The sequence below is a fragment of the Aliiroseovarius crassostreae genome, assembly GCF_049803815.1.
Classification (GTDB): Bacteria; Pseudomonadota; Alphaproteobacteria; order Rhodobacterales; family Rhodobacteraceae; genus Aliiroseovarius; species Aliiroseovarius crassostreae_A.
Window position 1 is genome coordinate 212,909 of sequence record NZ_JBNAGI010000003.1, and the last position, 21,734, is coordinate 234,642.

General features: G+C 58.3%; 21 protein-coding genes. 13 read left to right on the forward strand and 8 right to left on the reverse strand.

Translation table 11 applies throughout. From position 1 onward, the window contains the following. Positions 1–3 precede the first annotated feature (3 nt). The 11 genes from ACP15V_RS10295 to ACP15V_RS10345 all read left to right on the forward strand — a co-directional run bounded on the left by ACP15V_RS10295 (position 4) and on the right by ACP15V_RS10345 (position 10,361). On the forward strand, positions 4–918 hold the full coding sequence (locus ACP15V_RS10295) for a hypothetical protein (protein ID WP_424943595.1): 915 nt from the start codon (positions 4–6) through the stop codon (positions 916–918). Positions 919–1,157: 239 nt separating this feature from the next. Continuing rightward, the gene (locus tag ACP15V_RS10300) at positions 1,158–2,300 is read left to right on the forward strand and encodes a cupredoxin domain-containing protein (RefSeq protein ID WP_424943855.1); all 1,143 of its coding nucleotides are present in this window, start codon (positions 1,158–1,160) and stop codon (positions 2,298–2,300) included. 80 nt (positions 2,301–2,380) lie between these two features. Beyond that, positions 2,381–3,037, forward strand: coding sequence for a c-type cytochrome (locus ACP15V_RS10305; protein ID WP_424943596.1), 657 nt, complete (start codon positions 2,381–2,383; stop codon positions 3,035–3,037). A 19-nt stretch (positions 3,038–3,056) separates the two neighbouring features. After that, positions 3,057–3,779 carry a c-type cytochrome gene (locus ACP15V_RS10310; RefSeq protein ID WP_424943597.1) on the forward strand — a complete coding sequence of 241 codons (723 nt, stop codon included), beginning with the start codon at positions 3,057–3,059 and terminating at the stop codon, positions 3,777–3,779. Between the two features lie 68 nt (positions 3,780–3,847). Beyond that, entirely contained in the window at positions 3,848–5,032 is a 1,185-nt protein-coding gene (locus tag ACP15V_RS10315) for a hypothetical protein (protein WP_424943598.1), read from the forward strand. Between the two features lie 20 nt (positions 5,033–5,052). Next, complete coding sequence (gene nosD / locus ACP15V_RS10320) at positions 5,053–6,348, forward strand: nitrous oxide reductase family maturation protein NosD (protein WP_424943599.1); 1,296 nt, start codon at positions 5,053–5,055, stop codon at positions 6,346–6,348. Beyond that, on the forward strand, positions 6,345–7,136 hold the full coding sequence (locus ACP15V_RS10325) for a 4Fe-4S dicluster domain-containing protein (RefSeq protein WP_424943600.1): 792 nt from the start codon (positions 6,345–6,347) through the stop codon (positions 7,134–7,136). The genes nosD and ACP15V_RS10325 overlap by 4 nt, the downstream gene beginning before the upstream one ends. Then, positions 7,133–8,116, forward strand: a complete 984-nt coding sequence (locus ACP15V_RS10330; RefSeq protein ID WP_424943601.1) for a NapH/MauN family ferredoxin-type protein — start codon at positions 7,133–7,135, stop codon at positions 8,114–8,116. The genes ACP15V_RS10325 and ACP15V_RS10330 overlap by 4 nt, the downstream gene beginning before the upstream one ends. Before the next feature lie 18 nt (positions 8,117–8,134). Next, positions 8,135–8,995, forward strand: a complete 861-nt coding sequence (locus ACP15V_RS10335) for an ATP-binding cassette domain-containing protein (protein ID WP_424943602.1) — start codon at positions 8,135–8,137, stop codon at positions 8,993–8,995. Positions 8,996–9,033: 38 nt separating this feature from the next. Next, a complete protein-coding gene (locus tag ACP15V_RS10340; RefSeq protein WP_424943603.1) occupies positions 9,034–9,522 on the forward strand; it encodes a hypothetical protein in 489 nt (162 codons plus the stop codon). Continuing rightward, complete coding sequence (locus ACP15V_RS10345; RefSeq protein WP_424943604.1) at positions 9,519–10,361, forward strand: ABC transporter permease; 843 nt, start codon at positions 9,519–9,521, stop codon at positions 10,359–10,361. Before ACP15V_RS10340 ends, ACP15V_RS10345 begins: the two co-directional genes overlap by 4 nt. 28 nt (positions 10,362–10,389) lie before the next feature. Here ACP15V_RS10345 and ACP15V_RS10350 read toward each other — a convergent pair whose 3' ends face one another. Further along, positions 10,390–10,941, reverse strand: coding sequence for a TlpA disulfide reductase family protein (locus ACP15V_RS10350; RefSeq protein ID WP_424943605.1), 552 nt, complete (start codon positions 10,939–10,941; stop codon positions 10,390–10,392). Next, positions 10,938–11,558, reverse strand: a complete 621-nt coding sequence (locus ACP15V_RS10355) for an SCO family protein (RefSeq protein WP_424943606.1) — start codon at positions 11,556–11,558, stop codon at positions 10,938–10,940. The genes ACP15V_RS10350 and ACP15V_RS10355 overlap by 4 nt, the downstream gene beginning before the upstream one ends. A 124-nt stretch (positions 11,559–11,682) precedes the next feature. Here ACP15V_RS10355 and ACP15V_RS10360 point away from each other — a divergent pair, with 124 nt between their 5' ends. Together ACP15V_RS10360 and cutA are read left to right on the forward strand one after the other, a co-directional pair. Continuing rightward, positions 11,683–12,537 (forward strand): bile acid:sodium symporter family protein, encoded by an 855-nt coding sequence (locus ACP15V_RS10360; RefSeq protein WP_424943607.1) that lies wholly within the window; start codon positions 11,683–11,685, stop codon positions 12,535–12,537. Positions 12,538–12,548: 11 nt separating this feature from the next. Next, positions 12,549–12,863 carry a divalent-cation tolerance protein CutA gene (cutA, locus tag ACP15V_RS10365; protein ID WP_424943608.1) on the forward strand — a complete coding sequence of 105 codons (315 nt, stop codon included), beginning with the start codon at positions 12,549–12,551 and terminating at the stop codon, positions 12,861–12,863. Positions 12,864–12,913: 50 nt separating this feature from the next. Here the strand turns inward: cutA and trxA are convergent, their stop codons facing one another. Genes trxA through tsaE form a run of 6 tightly spaced genes read right to left on the reverse strand, consistent with a single transcriptional unit; the run spans position 12,914 to position 21,733 of the window. Further along, positions 12,914–13,234 carry a thioredoxin gene (trxA, locus tag ACP15V_RS10370; protein ID WP_424943609.1) on the reverse strand — a complete coding sequence of 107 codons (321 nt, stop codon included), beginning with the start codon at positions 13,232–13,234 and terminating at the stop codon, positions 12,914–12,916. Between the two features lie 35 nt (positions 13,235–13,269). Beyond that, complete coding sequence (gene addA, locus ACP15V_RS10375) at positions 13,270–16,644, reverse strand: double-strand break repair helicase AddA (protein WP_424943610.1); 3,375 nt, start codon at positions 16,642–16,644, stop codon at positions 13,270–13,272. Next, complete coding sequence (gene addB, locus ACP15V_RS10380; protein ID WP_424943611.1) at positions 16,641–19,589, reverse strand: double-strand break repair protein AddB; 2,949 nt, start codon at positions 19,587–19,589, stop codon at positions 16,641–16,643. Before addB ends, addA begins: the two co-directional genes overlap by 4 nt. Then, on the reverse strand, positions 19,582–20,262 hold the full coding sequence (locus ACP15V_RS10385; protein ID WP_424943612.1) for a nucleotidyltransferase family protein: 681 nt from the start codon (positions 20,260–20,262) through the stop codon (positions 19,582–19,584). The genes addB and ACP15V_RS10385 overlap by 8 nt, the downstream gene beginning before the upstream one ends. Next, positions 20,244–21,251: an aminoglycoside phosphotransferase family protein gene (locus ACP15V_RS10390; protein ID WP_424943613.1), complete on the reverse strand. Its 1,008-nt coding sequence runs from the start codon at positions 21,249–21,251 to the stop codon at positions 20,244–20,246. The genes ACP15V_RS10385 and ACP15V_RS10390 overlap by 19 nt, the downstream gene beginning before the upstream one ends. Further along, on the reverse strand, positions 21,248–21,733 hold the full coding sequence (tsaE, locus tag ACP15V_RS10395) for a tRNA (adenosine(37)-N6)-threonylcarbamoyltransferase complex ATPase subunit type 1 TsaE (protein WP_424943614.1): 486 nt from the start codon (positions 21,731–21,733) through the stop codon (positions 21,248–21,250). The genes ACP15V_RS10390 and tsaE overlap by 4 nt, the downstream gene beginning before the upstream one ends. Between the last annotated feature and the right edge of the window lies 1 nt (position 21,734).

Genomic DNA, 21,734 nt, shown 5'->3' on the forward strand with positions numbered 1-21,734 from the left:
AAAATGATCAGCAATATTCGCAAGCACTTTGGTGCAACAGCGAGCGTCATCACCTTGGGACTTGCCATGGGCGCCAACACGGCCGCGGCTGAAAGTCTTGATGAAGTGATGGAACGCCGGGGTCTTTCGCAAAAAGACCTGCTTGCCGCCGCAAAAACATATACGCCGACCGGGGGGCGTGACGAGTTCATCGTGTTCTCCTCGGGCGGTCAGTCGGGCCAGGTGATGGTGTATGGAGTGCCGTCGATGCGTATTTTGAAATACGTATCCGTGTTCACCCCTGAACCCTGGCAGGGCTATGGGTTTGACGAAGAATCAAAAGCCATTCTGGAATCCGGTAAAATTGACGGCCGGGAAATTCACTGGGGCGACACCCACCACCCCGCGATCACCGAAACCAATGGTGATGTGGACGGGGAATACCTGTTCATCAACGACAAATCCGCCCCGCGTGTGGGTGTGATTTCGCTGCATGACTTTGAAACCCAACAGATCGTTGTGAACCCGATCCTGCAATCCGAACATGGCGGCACCTTCGTGACCCCGAACTCGGAATATGTGATCGAAGCCGCCCAATATCCGGGTGTGCTGGGCCGTGGCTTTGCGCCGCTCTCCGAGTTCAACGAAAAGTTCCGCGGTGCAGTCACCTATTGGAAGTTTGACGCGAAGCAGGCCGGATCGACGAATCGAAGTCCTTCTCGATTGAGCTGCCGCCCTATTCGCAAGACTTGTCGGATGCCGGTAAAGGCGTGTCTGATGGTTGGTCCTTCACCAACTCGTTCTGTGCAGAACGTTATGTCGGTGGGATCGAATCGGGTCGCCCGCCGTTCGAGGCAGGCTGTTCGCAAGCCGACACCGATTACCTGCACATCATCAACTGGAAAAAAGCCGCCGAGGTTTATGAAGCTGGCAAAGTGACCATGATCAACGATCACCCGGTCATTTCGATGCAGACCGCCATCGACGAAGGTCTGGTGTATCTGGTTGCTGAACCGAAATCGCCGCACGGTGTGGACGTGTCGCCCGATGGGAAATACATCATCGTTGGCGGTAAGCTCGACACCCAAGGGTCGGTTTACTCGTTCGAGAAAATCAAAGCCGCGATCGACGCCAAGAAGTTTTCGGGTGTTGATCCCTATGGCATCCCTGTGATCGCCATGGAAGACGCGATCCACGTGCAGGTTCCGCTGGGTCTGGGTCCGCTTCACACCCAGTATGACAGCAAGGAATGCGTGGTTTACACCTCGCTTTACGTGGACAGCCAGGTTGCCAAGTGGGACTACTGTGAAGGTAAAGTTCTCGACAAGATCTCGATCCACTACAACATCGGCCACCTGACCGCCATGGAAGGTGAAACGGTGAACCCGAAGGGTAAATACCTGATCTCGCTGAACAAACTGGCGATTGACCGGTTCAACCCGGTTGGTCCTCTGCACCCGCAGAACCACCAGCTGATCGACATTTCCGGCGACAAGATGGAACTTCTCTATGATATGCCGGTGCCGCTGGGTGAACCCCACTACGCCACCGCCATTTCGGCCGAGAAGCTGAAACCGCTGGTCCGCTACCGCTACGGCACCAACTCCCGCACCGGCGGCAAGCACGAAGGTGCTGTTCGTCCGGGTCAGGAACGCATCGAGCGTGACGGCACCAACGTCAAAGTGTACATGACCGCGATCCGCTCGCACTTCACACCCGAAATCATCGAGGTGAACGAAGGCGACACGGTTGAGTTCATCATCACCAACTCGGAACGCGCCGAAGACGAAACCCACGGGTTTTCGGTGTCGACCTATGACGTGAACCTGTCGCTGGAGCCGGGTAAAACCGCAACGGCCAAGATCACCGCCGACAAACCCGGCGTGTTCTCCTTCTACTGCACCGAGTTCTGTTCGGCCCTGCACCTTGAAATGCAAGGCTATCTGGTTGTGAAACCGGAAGGCTATGTTGAAGAGAACGCAGAGCTGACGGAAGGCGCGACCTATGGTCAGGCCGACTATGACAAGCAGTTCGCCGTGAACATGGAAACCCAAGCCGTCATCGACAGCGTGGTTGCCTATATCACCGGCCGCAACTTCAAGGACTTCCCGGAAGTTGTCTCGCTTGTAGAAGACGCCACCGACCAGCTGAACTTCGCTGCTGAAGCACAAGCCAAGGCCGAAGAACTGGCCAAAGCCGAAGACTGGCAGAACGCGACCCTCTGGGCCGGCCAGTGGTGGCAGTACCAGGTGAAAGCCGCGGATATCGGTCTGCGTGCGAAGAACTTCCTGGACGAAAACGGGGCCGTGAAGGTCGAGTGATCTTTACCCCTAAATTAGGCAACGGGGGCGGCGTGTATCGCCGCCCCCAATTCCCCAAACAAACATCAGGATAGACCGTTATGCGCGCTCTACTTTCAGCATTCATTCTTGGCCTTGCCGGGACCGTGGCCGCCCCAGCGCTTGCGCAGGACGATGCCCTTAAAGCCGGTAAACGGGTCTATATGACCAAGACATGCCTGGCCTGCCATGGCCGCAACGGCGCCAAGCCGATCATGTCTTACCCCGCATTGGCCGGTCAAAACGAGAAATACCTGGTCTCGCAGCTCGAGATCATCAAGGAAGGCGGCCGTGTTGGCACCATCGATGAGGCCACCGGACACCCCTATATCAAAGGCATGGCCGACATCATGCACCTCCTGAGCGAGGATGACATCAAGAATGTCGCCAAGTACCTGGCTGCCCAACCCCCTGCCGCCCCCGAAGTGCTGGATCCAGCCCCGGATGAGGCCACTTTGGAAGCGGGCGCCAAGGCGTTCAAAAAGCTGGGCTGCAAATCCTGCCACGGCAAGGATGGCACCAAAGCTTCGAACAAGGCCTACCCGATCATTGCCGCTTTGGATCGCGACTACCTGATCCGCCAGATGACCGAAATGCGTGACAAGGTCCGCACCAGCGGCAAATCCAAACTGATGTTCGGCGTGATCAAACGCGCCAGTGACGAAGATATCGAGGCGATCGCGACCTGGCTGAGCCAGAACGCCCGCCCGGAAAAATAACCCTGAAAGGAAGCGCGACATGAAAAAGGCAGTAACAGCAATTTTCGCCGCCGCCCTGGCGCTGGGCGCCTCGGCCGCAATGGCGGATGAAAGCCACACTCCCGCAGATGGTTGGAACCAGGGGGGCGGCGAGCAAGACGAAGCCCTGGGCCTGGAGCCCGATCTGGAAAACGGTCTTTATGTGTACGAGGTCTGCTCGGCCTGTCACCAGCTCAATGGTTGGGGTCTGACCGACGGGACCTTCCCTCAAATCTCGGGCCAGCACCCGAACGTGATCATCAAACAGCTTGCGGATATCCGCGCGCTGAACCGTGACAACCCGACCATGTACCCGTTCGCCCTGCCGCAGGAAATCGGCGGATCGCAATCGATTGCGGACGTGGCGGCCTATATCTCGAAACTGCCGATGAACCCGAACCCGGGTGTGGGCGCAGGCGATGATCTGGAGCACGGCGAAAAGCTTTACAAAGAAAACTGCGTGAAGTGTCACGGCGAAAACGGTGAAGGATCGAACGAGAAGTTCTATCCCGCCATTTACGGCCAGCACTACAACTATCTTGTGCGCCAGTATGAATGGATCCGCGACGGGAAACGCCGCAACGCGAACCCGGACATGGTGAAGCAGATCGAATGGATGACCGAACGCGATACCAAGGCCGTTCTGGACTATGTCAGCCGCCTGAAACCGCCTGCGGAAATGGTTGGCGATCCTGACTGGGTCAACCCGGACTTTGACTGGTAAGTGAAACGGACGGGCGGCCCAAGGGTCGCCCGAACCTTCCTGAAGACACGCCAAAAGGCACAAACCCGATGACCAACACCCAACAAAAAGACCGCCGTGGTATTGTCTACCGCGTGCTTACCGTTCTCGCCGTCGCATTGATTGGCGCGTCTTTTTTCTCGCCCGGTTGGTGGGTCTCGCTGACCGCCCCGAACTATCCCGAAGCCACCTTCCCGCAAGGCATCCGCATTCTGTTCCATATGGACTCGGTGCAAAACGGCTGTGAAATTCGCGACAGCCAGGAGGTGCGCGAAACCGAAGCCCTGGATTGTGTGCACGAGATGGACACGATCAACCACTATGTGGGCATGTATCCGATCGCCTCGGGTGGTCCGGTGGAAAAGGCGTTCTCACCCTTTCTGTTCGCGATGTTGGGCGTGATGGCCCTGACCTTTGCCGCCCCCGGTCGCATTCCGCGTATGGTGGTGGCCGTGGGCGGATTTGGGGCGGTTGCGACCTGGATGACGCTGGCGATGTATGGCGAAAACGGGATCAGGTTGACGACAACCAATTACCTAGAAGGCATGGTCGTGTCGCTTGGGCAGGACGCCAGCGACAGCACGTCCTCCTCTCATCTGCCACCCATCGTGCAGATGTTGAAAGAATCGCTGGAAGAAAGCGAACGGGACGAGGCCGCCGCATTGGCCGAGGGCAACGACCGCGACCTTCTGGTGGCCACGCTGAAATATGCTTATGAAACCGAGCAGAAAAAGATCCCTTCCTACAAACGCGAAGAATGGAATGGGTCGATCATGCAGGTGTTCAAATGGCACTATGCCAAATCATTGGGGCGCTGGTTCAACGAACCTGAACGTAATGATCCCCTGGTCCGCACCATGGATGGGGTTGCCCAGATCCTGTATGCTGGGGTCATGGCCTTCATGCTGTTGATGATCTTCGCGGCGTGGTCAGTGCGCTCGATCTTCCACTGGTTGCTGGTGATCGCCCCGATGGCCCTGCCGGTTGGGTTCCTGGCGGAATATGCCGGGTGGCTTTGGTGGTATGGTCACAGCCTGAATGAAATGGGGGCGTTCACCCTGAAGCCCTTCATGCCGACGGTGTTTGGTGACGGCAAGGTGGCGCAGTTCACCACCCACTCCTATCCCGCAACCGGGTTCTTCCTGATGCTGGGATCGTCTGCGCTACTGCTTCTTGCTGCTCTCATTCGCCTGAAACAGGTGCGTCTGGCTGGACCGGACGCCGCCAAAATGTAACCGCAACAAGGACAAAAGCAATGCCACGTATCCGTTCCATAATGGCAATGCTTCTGGTGGTGGCCCACACATTCTGGGTGGGCCCCGCCGTGGCCGAAACATTGCAGGACATGATCGACGCCGCCGATGATGGCGCCGAGATCGTGCCCCCTGCGGGTGTCTACAAAGAGCAGATCGTGCTGACGCGCCCCATCACCATTGATGGGCGCGAGGGCGTGGTGATTGATGCGGATGCGACGGGCACCGTGGTGACAATCGACACCGATGGCGTGACCCTGAAGAACCTGAAACTGCAAAACTCCGGCCGGCTGCACAACAAGATCGATGCGGGCCTGCGCATCAATGGCAGCTTCAACGTGATCCGCGATGTCGAGATTGAAAATGCCCTGTTCGGCATCGACATGAACCAAGCCAACAACAATGTGATCCGCCGCGTCAAGATCAGCTCCAAGGACGTGTCGATGGGGCTGCGTGGCGACAGTATGCGGATTTATTATTCGAACAATAACAAGGTCGAAGACAGCCAGATCAGCGATGCCCGCGACGTGGTGATCTGGTATAGCGAAGGCAACACCTTCCGTCGCAACAAGATCAGCGACAGCCGCTATGGCATCCATTTCATGTATGCCCACAAGAACACGGTCGAGGATAACGAGATTTCCGATTGTGTGGTTGGTGTCTTCCTGATGTACGCCAACAACACCATCGTGCGGGGTAACCAGATCCTGCGCGCCTGGGGGGCATCCGGTGTCGGGGTGGGCTTCAAGGAAAGCTCTGGCGTGACCATCGAAGGCAACAACATCATTGGCAACGCCACCGGCATCTATCTGGACCCGTCGCCCTGGGATCCGGATCTGCACAACCATTTCGACAACAACGTGATCGCCTATAACGGCATCGGGATCGAGTTCCACACCGATTGGACCGGCAACCATTTTCGCGGCAACGCGATGATGTCGAACTTCACCCAGGTGTCCGTGCGCGGGCGCGGCACCGCGCTGCGCGAAGGGTGGGAAGGCAATTACTGGGACGATTACGCAGGGTTTGACAAGGATAGCGACGCCAAGGGCGATGTCCCCTATGAGATCTACAATTACGCCGACCGGATCTGGATGGAGGTGCCCGATGCGTCTTTCTTCCGGGGGGGTCTTGCGCTGGCCGCGCTCGATTTCGTTGAACGGCTTGCCCCGTTTTCCGAACCCCGACTGCTGGTGCGTGAACAGGTGCCGTTGATGGAAAAATCCTCTGACCGGGCGCTGGCGCAGGCTGAAGAAGAGACACAACCAAAATCCGCTTTGGAGATGTTGATGCAATGACCCAGGAAAGCTCCCAGGCAAAGCCGACCCCGCAGAAAAAGAGACTAACCCGCCGCGAATTGGAACGCCGCCGCATGTTGATCCGATCAGGTGCCGCGAGTGTGGCCGCCGTCGCAGCGGGGCTTGTCGGCTGGTATCCGGTGCGCGCGCAGGTGTTTGATCGGCTGCGTCCACCCGGCGCGATCCCGGAGGATGATTTTCTGGCGGCCTGCATCAAATGCGGTCAATGCGTGCAGGTCTGCCCGGTGGAGGCGATCAAGCTGGCGGATGGGGACGAAGGCTATGGGCTGGGTGTGCCCTATATCGACGCGCGCGGTCAGGCTTGTGATTTCAGCTGCGACGCGGTGCAATGTGTGCTGGCCTGCCCCACGGGCGCGCTGTCGCATGACATTTCGGTCAAGGAAGAGGTGTCGATCGGCTTTGCCCGCCTCGCCCGCCCCTCGGCCTGTCTGGCGATGCAGGGGCTGGGGTTTGAGGGCCACGCACGCGGCCAGGATTTCGAAGGCTTGCTGCGCTACGAAGACATCGACCGCTGGACCCCGATCAAGGTGGCGGACCACCCCTATGATCTGGAGCTTTGCGACCTTTGCGTGCGCGAATGCCCCATCGAAGGGGCAATTTATCTGAAACCTCTGTCGAGTGATCCGGATGAAAAGCGTCACCAACCCATTGTCACCGACAAATGTGTGGGCTGCGGCGCGTGCGAAATGATGTGCCCCACCGAACCGCCCGCCATCGTGATCGACACGGAACTTGCCTTGGAACGCCAAAAAGGAGCGGTCTCATGAGCGTGAAATGGTATCTGCACAAGCTCGCCATGATGTTCGGGGCCGAACCGCGCCGCCCCACCAAGGACGAGGAAACCGACGCTGCGCGCGAGATGAAAAAGTTTCAAAAGACGCCCGAGCAAACGATTGAACGCCGCAAAATCATCCAACACGAGCTGGACTTTCCGGTCGTAAGCAACAAATGGAAATACGCGCGCTGGACCTCGATCATCGTGATCAACGTGATGTTCATCGTGTCCTTTGCGTGGGATGTGCAACTGGTCGAGGGCGCGCTGACCGCATCGCGATTCCTGGGCTTCCACATGGCGGATCCCACTGCCGCGATGCAGGTGATGCTGGCCTTCAAAGAGGTGATGCTGAACCTTCTGATCGGCACGGTAACCGTGGTGATCATCTGGTGGTTCTTTGGCGGCCGTGCCTTTTGTTCCTGGGCCTGCCCCTATCACCTTCTGGCCGAATGGGCCGAAGCGATCCACCTGTTTCTGGCCAAGCGCGGATGGGTCAAGGACCACCCGTTCCACCGCGGAATGCGCGTGGTTTTATGGTTCGTTTTCATGGGGTTGGCGCTGTTCACAGGCTATACCGTGTTTGAATATATAAATCCCGTCGGCATCGTGTCGCGCGCGCTGATTTACGGCCCGACGCTCGCGTTGCTCTGGGTCGCGTTTCTGTTGTCGATCGAGATCTTCTTCTCGCGCCGCTTCTGGTGCCGCTATGCCTGCCCGATGGGGTTGACCTATGGCGTGATTGGCACCGCCGCCCCGATCCAGATCAAATACGATCTGGATAAATGTGTGCATGAAGGGGAATGCCGGGCGGTGTGCCTTGTGCCCCATGTGCTCGACATCACGAAAATGGGCTATGCGCAGGACACCGAGGAATATATTGCGCCGGATTGCACCCGGTGCGGCCTCTGTGTCGATGCCTGCCCGCAAGGCGCGCTGAGCTTCAAGCTGCGCGGTTTGGATAACATTCTTTAGTGAGGTGGCCCCATGGGCATGATCCGCATCAACAAACTGACCAAACGGTTCGAAAAGCGTGCCGTGCTGGATGAGCTGACCCTGTCGATCAATGCGGGTGACCGGATTGCCCTGATCGGCTCCAACGGCGCCGGGAAAACGACCCTGTTTCGCTGCATCCTGGGTCATTACCGCTTTGGCGGTGAGGTCGGGTTTGATGGCGCTGGCAAAGCGCGGCGTGACCTCGACATGCTGTCGCGCGTGGCCTTTGTGCCGCAGATGCCCCCGCCGCTTCGGATGCCGGTGGGCGAGCTGTTGGCCTTTTCCGCCAAAGGATCGGGCGCGGATCCCGCAAAGATGGACAAGATCGCGGGCGAAATGGGCATTGATCTGAAAGAGATCGCTTCGCGCCCGTTTTACCGTCTGTCCGGCGGGCAAAAGCAGAAAGTTTTGGTGACCATCGCGCTGGCCCGCCCTGCTGACCTTTTGATCTTTGACGAACCCGCCGCCAACCTCGACCCCGCCGCGCGGGCCGTGTTCATCGACCTTCTGGCAGATCGCAAAGATGCCTCGATGTTGATTGCCTCGCACCGGCTGGAAGAAGTGGCCCCCCTGGTCAATCGGGTGATCGAGCTTGACCGCGGTCAAGTGGTGTTGGACGACAGCGTGGTAGACAGGCTTAAGGCCGGGCAATTCCGTTCCTGTCGCATCGGCCTGTCGGAACCACACCCCACATTTTCCTCGGCGCTTGAGGAATGGGGGTTTGTCACGCAAGATGGCACCCTGTTTACAGGGCAGGTTCCCGCAGGTGACACGCTGCGTTTTCTGGGATTGCTCAGTCGCTACGCAAGTCTGGTGGATCGCCTGTCATTGGAAACCGACGCGGATCTAACCGAATAAGAAGCCCGATTAAGAAGCCCGATTAAGAGGACTGAACCATGTGTCGTTGCTCCCATAACCATTCGCGCCGCGCCGTTTTGGCGATGCTCGTGGCCACGCCCGTTGTCGCCGCCTGCAAGCCGAAGAAAGAAGGGCCAGAGCCGATTCGCTGGGGTCGCGAGACCTGTGAGATCTGCGGCATGATCATTTCCGACCCGCGCTATGGTGCGGAAATCCGTGGCGGCGTGGATCGCAAGCTGGTCAAGTTTGACGACATTGGTGATGCGGTGCATTGGCTGGACATGCAGGATTGGAAAAACGATCCGGATATCGAGTTTTGGGTGATGGACAGCAATAATGGCGAGGATTGGCTGGACGCCCGCACCGCCTATTATCATCCCGATACGGTCAGCCCGATGGATTACGGGTTTGCCGCCGTGCCGTCCGCCGAACCCGGCACCGTGCGGTTTGACGAAATGGTGGACACGGTGATGCGTCGTGGCCTATCCAGCCGCTGTTTGCCGGTGGAAGAGGTCGCCCTGAAATGAACACAGCCATTCGTACGACACTGGGGCAGATGCTGCGGCTCGAGCTCCAGGAAAGCCTGCGCTCGCGCTGGTTTCACTTTTACGCGGCGGTGACCGTCGGCCTGATGCTGCTGTTGATTTTCACCGGCGTGTCGGAAAGCCGCGTGTTGGGCTTTACGGGTCTTTCACGCCTGCTGGTGACGTATATCCAGATCACCATGGCGGTTCTGCCATTGTTCATCATTGTCGTGACGGCCCGGTCAATGGTTGGTGATCGCGAGGCGGGGAACCTCGAGTATATGCTCGCTTTTCCCATCGGGTTGGGCACCTGGTTCTGGGGCCGGTTTCTGGCGCGTTTGGCGTTGATCCTGGTGCCGGTTTTTGCGGCGCTGGCGATTGCCGCCGTGTTTGGTGCCTTGAAAGGCCATGAGATCCCCTGGCGTCATATCAGTCTCTATTCCGGCCTGACGGCGGCCTTGGCGACCTGTTTCCTTGGGCTTGGCTTTCTGCTGTCCGCAGTCTCCCGGTCGACGGAAATCGCGCTGGGGGCGAGCCTTCTGATCTGGTTGATGCTGGTCGCCCTTCTGGACCTTCTGTTCCTGTCGATCCTGATCAAGGCGCAGTTCATCCCGGAATTTGTGATCGGCATCGCGCTCGCCAACCCGCTGCAAAGCTTCCGCACGGCGTCGATGATCCTGTTCGATCCGCAGCTGATCCTGCTTGGACCGGCGAGCTATGTGATCTTGGACAATTTTGGCGTGAACGGCTATGTGCTCTGGGCGCTGAGCTATCCAACCCTGCTGGGGCTGGGGTTTGCGGCCCTTGGGTTCTGGCGGTTCAGCCGGTCAGATCTGGTCTGATGAAAAGGGGCGCCTCGGCGCCCCTTTATTAGATCTCCAGTGAATTCAGCCAGGATAGGGTCTTTTCATCGTCCCAAATCGCCTCTCCCGCGATGGTGAACCGATGCTTCCCTTCGGGGCCCAACACGGCTGTTGTGGGCAAACGCGACAGGCCCAGCGTGGCATCCAGGTTTTCACCATCGCCCATGTAAACCGGGAAATCCGCAACCTCGATTTCATTCAGGAACTTGCGCACGAAATATGGTCCGCGCCAGTCAAAGGCCAACGGCAGAAGACGCACACGTTTGGTGTCGAGCTGGCGGGACATCCGGGCGACGGAAGGCATTTCATTGCGGCACTGAATGCACCACGGCCCCCAGAGGCTGAGCAGGGTCCAGGTCCCGAGCCAGCCCTCAAGGGAGACCGGTGCTTTTTCTTCATCCTTGATCTTCAAACCCAGCGCCGAAGGGCCGTTTTCGACCGCCTGCACCAGATCCACGGCCGAGGGCAGGGGCGGATCATCCGCATCCCCAGTGGCCCAAGCAGGCGTGGCCACAGATGCCGCCAACCCGAACAGCGTATGACGACGGGTCAGCCTCATTGCATTTCCCGGGCCGACCGCATCGCCGCTTGAATGTAGGCGGTGATCTTGTCTTCGTGCATCCCGTGCGGGAAGCGTTTGATCAGCGTTCCGTCAGGGGCAACAAAGGCGATTGAGGCGGTGTGATCGACACCATACTCCTCGGGGTGTTCCGGGTCGGGCACATAGAACTCGTATCGGGCGTTGAAGGCTTTCACCATGTGATCGGTATAGGCCTTTGGCCCACGCAGGCCGATGATGCGTTCATCAAAGAACCCCAGATATTCGCGTAGGGCTTGGGCCGTGTCCCGTTCGGGATCCACGGTGACAAACAGAACGGCCAGCCCTTCATTGTCTTCCTCACTCAGCTTGTCCATCACATTGGCGATGGTCGAAAGCGAGGTGGGGCAAACATCCGGGCAGCTCATATACCCAAAATAAATCAGGACAAATTTGCCCTGCAGATCCTCGTCCTTGACGATGTTTCCGTAGGTATCTTCCATCAGATATCGACGGCGAACGGGTTGGTCATCCTGGCTGGTGTCAGCGGCCAGATTGGTGTCGGTGGCCCAGCTGGGCATAGCAGCCCCGATACTGGCGAGGGCGGTGGTGATCAGAAAGGAACGGCGATCATGCATGTTGGGTCTCCATATTCTTGCTCTGGTTACCCGCAAGAACGCATGCACACCTTGATATTTGTCATGGTCTGCCCCCTTGAGGAGCTTATCTTGATCCGAAACATGTTCACGATGGGATGGCGCAATGACGGATATTTTGGCGAAACTCCTGCCGCTGGGGCTGGCGCTGTTGATGTTGGTCGTGGGATTGCGTCTGAAGCCACGCGATTTCGCGGTGGTGTTTCGCCACCCCAAGGCGTTGGCGGTTGGTCTGGTTGTGCAGTTGATCACCTTGCCAGTGCTGGCCTTTTTGTTGGGCCGCGTGCTTGGTTTGACGCCCATGATGCAGGCCGGTCTGGTTCTGGTTGCGGCGGCGCCCGGGGGGGTCACATCCAACTATATTGCACATCTGGCCCGCGCCGACCTGGCCCTGTCCACCGGCATGACATTGATGACCACGCTCCTCGCATCCGTCACTATTCCAGCGGTTTTGGCCTTGTTTGGTGTGGCTGACCTTGGCGGCGCGGCCGGCATTGCCAAGCTGAGCGGCGCTATGTTTGCGGTGTCGATTGTGCCCATGTTGCTGGGCATGGCGCTCGGGGCGGTTTCGCACCGTTGGCAGCATCGACTGCTGGTGGTGTTGGAGCCTGTCGCCAAAGCCATTTTCGCCGCGATGGTGTTGGCGACCTTTGTGCAAAACTGGCAGCCGATGCAGGCCAATGTGGCCGAGGTTGGCCTTGCCGTCATTGGCTTGAATCTGGGGGCGCTTTGCTTTGCCCTTATGGCGTCCAAATTCGCCAACTTGCCCTGGGCACAAACCCGCGCCATCATGGTCGAAGCGTCGCTGCAAAATGTTGCGGTGGCGATGTTTGTGGCGGGCAGCCTGCTGGGGGAACCGGCGCTTGTGGTGCCGGGTCTGCTCTATGCGATGATGATGAACCTCTCGGCGCTGGTGCAGATCTATTTGGGTAACCGAGAGGCCGCCGCACAAACAGCTTAAGGACTCGGGTAATGCCCCTTATGATCATCAGCACCTGTTGTGACAGCCGATCCGAGGCTGACGATATCGCCCGTTTCGGGGTGGAACAGGGTCTTGCGGCCTGCGCGCATGTGGAAGAAATCCGCAGCATCTATCGTTGGCAGGGCGAGGTTTGTGACGCCTCGGAATGGAAGGTCAGCTTCAAGTCGCTCGAGGGAAATTTCGACAAGATTGCCACCTTGATCCGCAGCCATCATTCCTATGATGAACCGGCGATTTATGCGGTGCCGATCCTGCGGACCTCTGACAGTTACGGTCGGTGGATCAAGGCGGAAAGTAGACTGTGAAATAAAAAAGCCCCGCTTCTGGCGGGGCTTTTTCTTGGATTGAAGGTGGTTCAGATGCTCTCGTCGATCCAGGACTGCAGCGCCGCTTTCGGGGCCGCACCCACCTTATTGGACACAACCTGACCGTCCTTGAACAGGAACAGCGCCGGAATGCCGCGCACGCCCATTTGGGCCGGCGAATTCGGGTTTTCGTCCACGTTCACCTTCGCAATCTTGATCTTGCCTTCATATTCGGCCGACAGCTCTTCCAGCGCCGGACCGATCTGTTTGCACGGGCCACACCATTCCGCCCAGAAATCCACGATCACCGGGATGTCGGAATTGCGCACTTCGGCGTCAAATGTGGCGTCGGTTACGGCGACAGTTGCCATGTCATATTCTCCTGATTTCTCGAGTTGGGATGAACCTATGAACCCGCCCCGCGAACGTCAAGGCGGCGATAAGCTTCGTCAAGCAAGGTGGGGTCAAGTGGCATCAGTTTTGCGTGATGGGTCCAAAGGATTGCGGCATGTATCGCGCGATCCGGATAGATTTGCGCAAGCGCAACCCGATAGGCTGCCATTTGGCGCAAAATCCCGTCCGGTGTGCTTTCTGGTCGCTCGGGCACGGCGCGGTTGGTTTTGAAGTCCACAACCGTCACGGCGTCGTTGGTCACAATCAGACGGTCGACAATCCCAACCATAATACGATCATGTGTCGGCAGAGGGGCGGTCAGCTCAACCTCGGCCAGGTGTTCGGCTGCGAAGAGGTGTTCAAGATCCGGTGCGCTCAGAACCTTTTTCGCCTCTTCAAACAAAGCCGGGATTTCCGCAATGTCAGCCGCGTCATTGCCGGAGGACAACAGCGTTTCAGCGTGTTTTGACCAATCGCTCACCGGGTAGTTCGGAAGATGCTCCAACAGAAGGTGAATTTGTCGCCCCCGTCGTTTCGCCGCCTCTTCGTCCTGGTCACCAAATTCAGCATTGAAAAGAGCTTTCGCCCCCCCAAGATCAGATGGCGAGACCGCACCCGGTTCCTCCAACGGGTGTTCAGCAGGTGTTGTGATCCAATCTGGAAGCGCCGCGGTGACTGGTCCACTTTCAGTCCCTATTTCAGCGGAAAAGGATGGGTTTTCCCAATTTCCGGTTTCGTACCTGCGGAAGGAAAAACCATCCCGTTCCACCTGAACACCGCCTGCACGCTCCATTGCGTCGATTGCGATATTGTACCATTCCTGTTCACTTTTCCCGATGGTCCCCGCAGCGGCCATGATCAACCATTGCTCTGCACGCGTCATCGCCACATAAAATAGCCGAGTGGCTTCTTCCTCCTGGGCTTTTTTGTCCCGCTCTTGCGCCTGTGCCACAACGTCGGTCCGATCCTTGCTGGCGGGTTTCCACACGACATGCCCGTTTTCGATTTCAACAAGCTCGTCGCGGTTGCGTGGTTGGCTTCGGGCCATATCGGGCAGGATCACAATAGGGGCTTCCAACCCCTTTGAGCCGTGAATGGTCATTACCCGGATCTGTTGTCCGACGCTGTCCATTTGTCGCTTTATGGTCACCTCTTCCGTGGCCAGCCAAGTGACAAAGCCGGTCAAACTGGGGGTTTCCAAACGCTCATATGCCAGGGCCTGGGCCAAAAACGCGTCAATCCCGTCTTCGGCTTCCTGCCCAAGGCGCGCCAGCAGTTTGCGCCGTCCGTCGAACCGGGTAAGCACCTGCTCGATCAGCTCAAAGGGGCGCAGGAAATCGGCGCTGTCTCGCAACTCTGACAGCATATCAATGATTGGGCCGTGCAACTCGGCCTGGTCACGCAAGGCGCGCCAGAGATAGGTGTTCTTGCCGCGGGGATGCGCCAGTCGAAACAGGGCGTCTTCGGTCAAGCCGACAAGCGGTGATCGCAGGACCGCAGCCAATGACAGGTCATCTTCAGGGGTGGCAAGAAAGGCTAGAAGTGCGGTCAAATCCTTGACCGCCAGCTCACCCCCGATGCGCAGACGGTCAGCGCCAGCAATGGGTAGGCCTTCCTGTTTGCAGGCCCGGATAATCTCGTGAAACAGCTCGCTGCGCTTGCGCAAAAGCACCAGAAAATCTCCGGCATGTGGGCGACGGGTTTCACCATTTTCTGCTGGAACAGTCTCTGTTTCAATGATCCGCTTGATCTCTTGCGCCACTTTGCGGGCCAGTTGTACGCGGTGGTCCTCTTCGCTTAGCTTGTCGATCGGGTCAAACCAGTCGCGGTCTTCTTCGAACTTCACCGGGTCAATCACCGGCCAGAGATCAACGCGCCCGGGTTTGTCGAAAAACGCGCGGTGCACAAAAGAGTCGCCCAGTCCGGATTTGGCCTGCAAAGCGTGATCCACAAAACCCAAAATGGCGGGGGATGAGCGGAAGGAAAATTCCATTGGCAGGTTTTGAAATGGCTTGCCGACCTGTTCCAATTTATCCCGGAACGCGTCACGCATCCGCTCAAACTCGTCCGGTTTGGCGCCCTGGAAGGAATAGATCGACTGTTTCGGATCGCCGACGACAAAGAGGGTACGGTTCACGTCGTCCCGCGCCCCCAGCCCACTGGTAAACTCTCGTGACAGATTGTCGATCACGCGCCATTGGGCCGGGCTGGTGTCTTGCGCTTCGTCCACCAGGATGTGATCAATCCCCCCATCAAGGCGATAGAGCACCCACGCGGCCACGGCCGGATCGGTCAATAGATCCCCGGCTTTGGTGATCAGATCGTCAAAATCAAGCCATCCCCGCAGCTGTTTGGCGGCTTCGTATTTCTGAATAAACACCCTCGCGAACTTATGTAGAGCGATGGTTTTGCGGGCAGAGACATAGCCGGCGCGCAGAGGTTTTGTGTCGGCGACGCGCTCCATCATTTGTTCCAGATGCGGCATCAGGTCTTTGCCGGAGTTTTTCTTTACATCTGCGCTGGGGAATGTCTTTTTGGGGCGCCCTGCACCAGCCCCTTTTTCTGATAGAAACAGTTCTTCAAGCCGGGTCAGAGACGAGAAATTCGGTTTCAACGGAAGGAGAGCCGAGAGTTTTCGAGCCGCGGCCGCATCGTTCCGATTTTCCAAATTCAAGAGCGGCAGAAGCTGGCTCAACACCAATCCATCGCCCGGTCCAAGGGCGCGGGCGAGGATCTGGTCTTCTGTCAAAACTGCTGGAATGCCAAACCAGCTGTGGATTTCGGCATCTGGGACGTCCGCCTGAAACATGTCGCGATATTTGACAATATCCTGCGTCAGACCGTCAAAGTCTTCTGCGGTGTAGTGCTGCGCCAGGTCGGCCACAACATCAGGGTGGTCCATCGCGATGAGATCCACGGTCTCTGCTCGCAGGACGCGCGCGGCCCGATCATCCATTTCGGTGAACTGGGGTGTGATCCTGGCCTCCATCGGAAAGCGTCGCAAAAGGCCAGCACAATAGGCATGAATGGTCTGAATCTTGAGCCCACCCGGTGTTTCGATCGCGCGGGCAAACAGCCGACGCGCCTGTCGCAGGTCAAGCGCATGGGTGGGGATGCCCAGCTCCAACAACGCGTGTTTTAGCGTGTCGTCATCTTTCATTGCCCATTCGCCAAGCCGTTTGAACAAGCGGTTTTGCATCTCGCTTGCCGCGGCTTTGGTGTAGGTCAGGCAAAGAATGTTTTGCGGGCTGACCCCGTCCAGCAATAGGCGCGCAACCCGGTCGGTCAGAACACGCGTCTTGCCGGATCCTGCATTTGCGGACAACCAAGTGGAGCTGGCAGGATCGGCGGCATCAATTTGGCGTTGCGTGGCTTCGTTGAAGATCATTGTCCGACCTCCTCGTCGCTGCCGGGCTGGCTTTCATCCCATTCCCCGAAACGTGCGAGGTGGTCATAGTCCCCTTCAAATCGCTGGGTCTGAACAGCCCGACGCGACAGATACCCCTGTTTCGGGCTGTAATAGGCTCTGATCAGAGCGGCGAGCTCTTCCTTGAGCTCGTCAACTTCTGCGCGGGCTAGCGGGATATCGACCTGTTCGGGGCTTGCCCCGAGCCCAATATAGCTCACTTGGCTGACCGGCGTTTCCGGCAGGTTCTCAAACCCACCGCTTTCTGCAATCACCGCCTCCAGAAGCAGTTGTTTGTCGAAGTGCTGTTGTTCTTTGGCTGTGGGGGGCTTTCCTGTCTTGTAGTCGTAGATCAGTAATTGCCCGCTTTCATCCCGGTCAATTCTGTCCGCCGTCCCGGTCAGGGTGAAGCCGAGATCCTCAAACGTCACACGGCCACGTATTTCGTTCGCAATATTGGTGGAACAGGCTCTTCGCTTGGCTTCCTCAGCGACAAACCAATCCGCAACGCGGCCCAATTTGGCCAACCACAACGCACGGGTGGCTGGCCAGGGGGCTTCTTGTTCAAGCACGTCCTGAGCGATGGAAATCAATCGGAGTTTTGCAGCATCTTCTGTCTCGGATTCCGGGTGTGTTTTGATGAACTCCTCGAGAACCTGATGAAGCACCGTGCCGCGCAAGGGGGCATCCGGGGTTTGGTGAAGCGGTCGCAGTTTGCGCAGTTTCAAAACCTGCTCAGCATAGATCGCATAGGGGTCACGGATCAGTTTCGAGATGCGCGTGACTGACAAGCGGTTTGGCCGAGCGGTCAAAGGGGGGCGCGGTGATGGCCGGTTTTCAGCCGGAATAGTCTCTTGTGGACGCTCCAGTCGCTCGGCGATATCCAACCAGAGCTGCCCGCGCTCACGCATCGCGTTCAAGGCATTGGCGCCATCCTCAGACATGCCCGACATCAGGTTGGTCAAGCGGTTGATCCAGCGGGAGGGCACGGTTTCACTTTCGTCATCCCGCGCCGCGCGGGTGAGGAAAACATGCTTGGCGGCTGCCGCCTGTTGGAAATCATGGGCGGACAGGCCGATCCGCCGTTCGGGAAGCAAAAGCCCGGCTTGCTGACGCATCTTGCGGTTCATCCAGGGATCCGGGCTGGGCGCCTCTGGCCAGCTGCCTTCGTTCAGCCCGGCCAGGATAACCGTGTCTGTGCCTTGCACCCGCGCCTCAAGCGTACCCCAGAACATGACATGTGGGTGGGGCGCATTCGGGTCGCGCACTTCCCAAGCGTTAAGGATGGCGGAGAACAAGCTGACATAGTCTTGGGCCGTCACCGAGCCGCCATGATGCGCCTCGTTTTGCAGCTCGGTCAGCCGGCGTGTACATTCGCGCCCGGCCGGCAGGTCCCACAACCCGCCAGACCCTTCAGGATCGGTGCCCCGTGCGATAGCTTCTGTTAACGAGATATGTTGCTCAACCCAGCGCTCCAGGTCTTGCAGATGTGGCATTTCCGGCAGGAATAGAGACTGATTGATCCAGTCAATCCAGTCCTGCAGTTCTGTATCGCCTTCGCGTTTCTTTGCCCAATCTCGCAGCGCATCCTGCGTTGGGTAAGGCAGCCCGCCGCGCAGGTGTTCCAGCTCCAGATCACGGGTCCAGCGCAGGTGATTGCCGCGATCGGATTGGCTGTGGGTGAGCGGGTGTTTCAATATGGCAAGCAGCGTGTTGCTGGTGAGGGGGCCGAGAAACAAATCACCGATATGGCGAAACAGGCGGCCCGGCGCGGACAGAGCCAGCGGGCGTCCGGCGCTGTCATCGGGTTCGATGCCCCAGCGGACCAGTGCGGCGGTCACCTGACGGGTCAGGTTGCGATCAGGCGTGATCAAGGCAATTGGCTCTTTGCGCGAAACGGCTTCGCGCAGGATCACGGCAATGGCCAGGGCCTCTTGACGCGAAGATTTGGCTTCGATCAGGCTGACATTTTCGCAGGCCAAACCAACGTCACGAAACATTGGGCCTTCGATCTGCCATTGGTCGGTGACGGGGGCCGGACGCAGGGCCAGGGACAAAAGGCGATTGCGGGCGGGGCTTGCGGGTTCGCGATTGCTCCAGCGGGTAATGTCTTTGGGAGACATTTCAAGTTTGTGTGCCAAATCGGCAAATCGATATTGCGGATGGTCCTCAGATAGCAATGCATCATCCAGTTGCGCCCAGGCCGCATCGGGCATGTCGAAATCGAAACCGGGCAGAATCACGGCCCCCTGGGGCAGCTTTGCCACGGCCCGCATCAACAAGGATGTCGCCCCGCGTGATCCGGTTGACCCAGCGATGATAATCGGGTGCGACGGCGGTTCTTCTGCCCACCGGGTGACCTGACGTTCGATCACTTGCCTCTGACGACCCTCGCGATCAGGATGGGTCTGCGCTGTTTCCCCTAAGAAATGTTCAACCAGCGAGACGAATTGCAAGGCACGCTGCCAATGGCCTGATTGATCCTCGACATCCAGAGTGTGCAGTGTCTTGGGCGACACCCCCTCTCCCTGCATTTCATCCATCAGGCCTGCAAGGCTGTCAGCGAGATTGTAGATTGAGCTGCGGGGGGCGAGGTCGGGTTGCTGTTTGACCAACCGGGACACCAGTTGAGCCAGTTCCAAACGGCGGCGCAATGGCGAGATCGCGGGCGGAATATCTGCGACAGACAGGTTGCTTCCCAGATCGCCCAACACCCGAATGCGGGGCAAAAGTCGCGCACCGCCATCCGCGAATAGCTGGCGCATCCGGCGTTGCATCCTTTGGGTGTTCACAAAGATCTCGACCCGCGCCACCTGCTCTGGGGGCAGGTGGGACATCCGATGCAATAGCCCGTCAACCACAGCTTTTGGGAAATCAACCCCAGGCGGGAGCGCGAAGAGGCGGGGGGTATCGCTTTTCTCAAACATTTGTTTTCAATAGGTTTTCTGATAGCTCTATGCCGGCGGGGTGGCCAACATCACACCATCCGCCTTGATGGATGATCCCGTAAATACGCGATGTGTTTAACATCTGGTTCCAGATATCCCACATGGAAAAAGCGGATCTGTCATGGGTGTCAAACAGATTGGTTTTGATGATTTGACAGCCGGTATAGACATGCCCATCCCCTGGTGTCAGGCGACCGTCAGGGTCGATCAGGAAATTGCCAGGACGCGTGTACCCCACTGCACGCTCTTTCGGGACAAGAGCCATCAGGGCGTCCATGCGTTCGGGATCCCAGGATGACAAAAGCGCCTTTATCGGGTTGGGGCCGGTCCAGACCGCGTCGGAGTTCAAGGTAACCACCGGGTCCGACCCGAGCAGCGGCAGTGCTTTTCGCAATCCGCCACCGGTTTCCAGGATCTCATCGCGCTCGTCCGAGATCTGGATATCCAAAGGGGCAAGGTGTTGGATCAGCAGATCGGGCAAGTAATGCACATTCACCACCACCCTGCTCAGGGGCGTTCCCCGGACAAGATCAAGGGCGTGATCGATCAGCGGTTTTCCGGACACCTCGATCAGGGGTTTCGGGCGATCGGCGGTCAGCGCCCCCATTCGGGTACCAAGCCCGGCGGCGAAAATCATGACGGCGTTGGGCATGGCACTTTCAATTTGTTCAGGAACTCAGGGGTGGGATCCGGCAATAGGGGCACCAGAACATCGCGCAGCGGGTGCAGCGCCGGGTTGGACAGGTCTTCCATCAGCATCCGCCAGACCCGTGGAATCAGGTCTACATACTGTGGTTTCTGATAAAGGCGCGACAGGCGGGCAAAGACGCCCAGGATGCGCAGGTTGCGTTGCACCGCGATCAGCGCAGCGCTGGGTTCCAGCATCTTGATGTCCTGGCCGGTGTTCGCGGCGTAGCGGCCAAGGCAGGCAATCACAAGCTCTGGCGACACATCGCGCCGGACGTCACGTGTCAGCGAAATCAGATCATACAGCGGGTGTGATGCAACGGCATCCTGAAAATCGAGCAACCCGACGCGCCTGTGGCCCTGCCTGTCGGGCAGCCAGATCAGGTTTTCAGCGTGATAGTCGCGCAGTGTCAGCACGGGGGTCACATGTTCGTCGGCCAGAAGCGACTGCAGCATGTTGATGGCGGTTTTGGCCCGATCGGAAAGCTCTGTTTTCACCTCGAGTTGATACCAGAGGAAAGCCAAATAGGTTGCCAGCGCCATTTCCACCGGGCCATAGGCGGGAACATCCGCGGGCTCAGGTCCGTCATGAAGAGGCATCAGAAGATCAGTTGCGGCGAAATAGAGACTGTTTTCCAGGGACGCATCGCGTTCGACGTCTCGGGCGAAGACGGCGTCGCCCAGATCTTCGAGCACCAGAAACCCGTGCGTGTGATCTTCGGCAATAATGGCCGGCGGAGAGAGATCTTTCCGGGTCAGCACGTCAGCCACCCGGATAAATGAGAAAAACCCGCTGCGATCCTCAGACGGATCATCCATGACAATCCAGCTTTCCGCACCTTGGTACAACCGCTCATAGCGGCGCGAAGAGGCATCCCCAGTCAATGAAACGCGTTTGGCATCTGCAAAACCGCTTCGCGCCAGAAAGGCGGTCAGGTTTTCGGCGCGGCTCATGACAGGGCCCCTGTGATGCGCGGGATCCAATTGGGGGTGTTGGAGGTGAAAGATGCCTTGCGTATTCCCAGCGTTTCGGTGGTGGCCAAGTCGATCAAAAGTGCGTTTTGCGGCCGCAACGCGCCCAGCCGGTCAGGCCATTCCACAAGGCAGATGGCGTTGTCAAAGGCGTCAATCAGCCCAAGCTCATCCACTTCATCGGGGTGGGTCAGGCGATAAAGGTCGGCGTGCCACAGCTCTGCCCGATCATCTTCGTAGGTCTGCACCAAAGTGAACGTCGGTGAGGGCACATCTTCGACCCGCCCGGCATGGGCCAGCCGCGCCTGTATCAGACTGCGGGCGAAATGGGTTTTGCCTGCGCCGATCCCCCCTTGCAGCAAGATCACGTCGCCGGGGTGCAAATCTGGCGCAAGACGTGCGGCAAACCGGGTCGTTTCATCGGCGCTTTGAAAGATGTGGGTCAGGAAGGGCGCGTGGGTCATG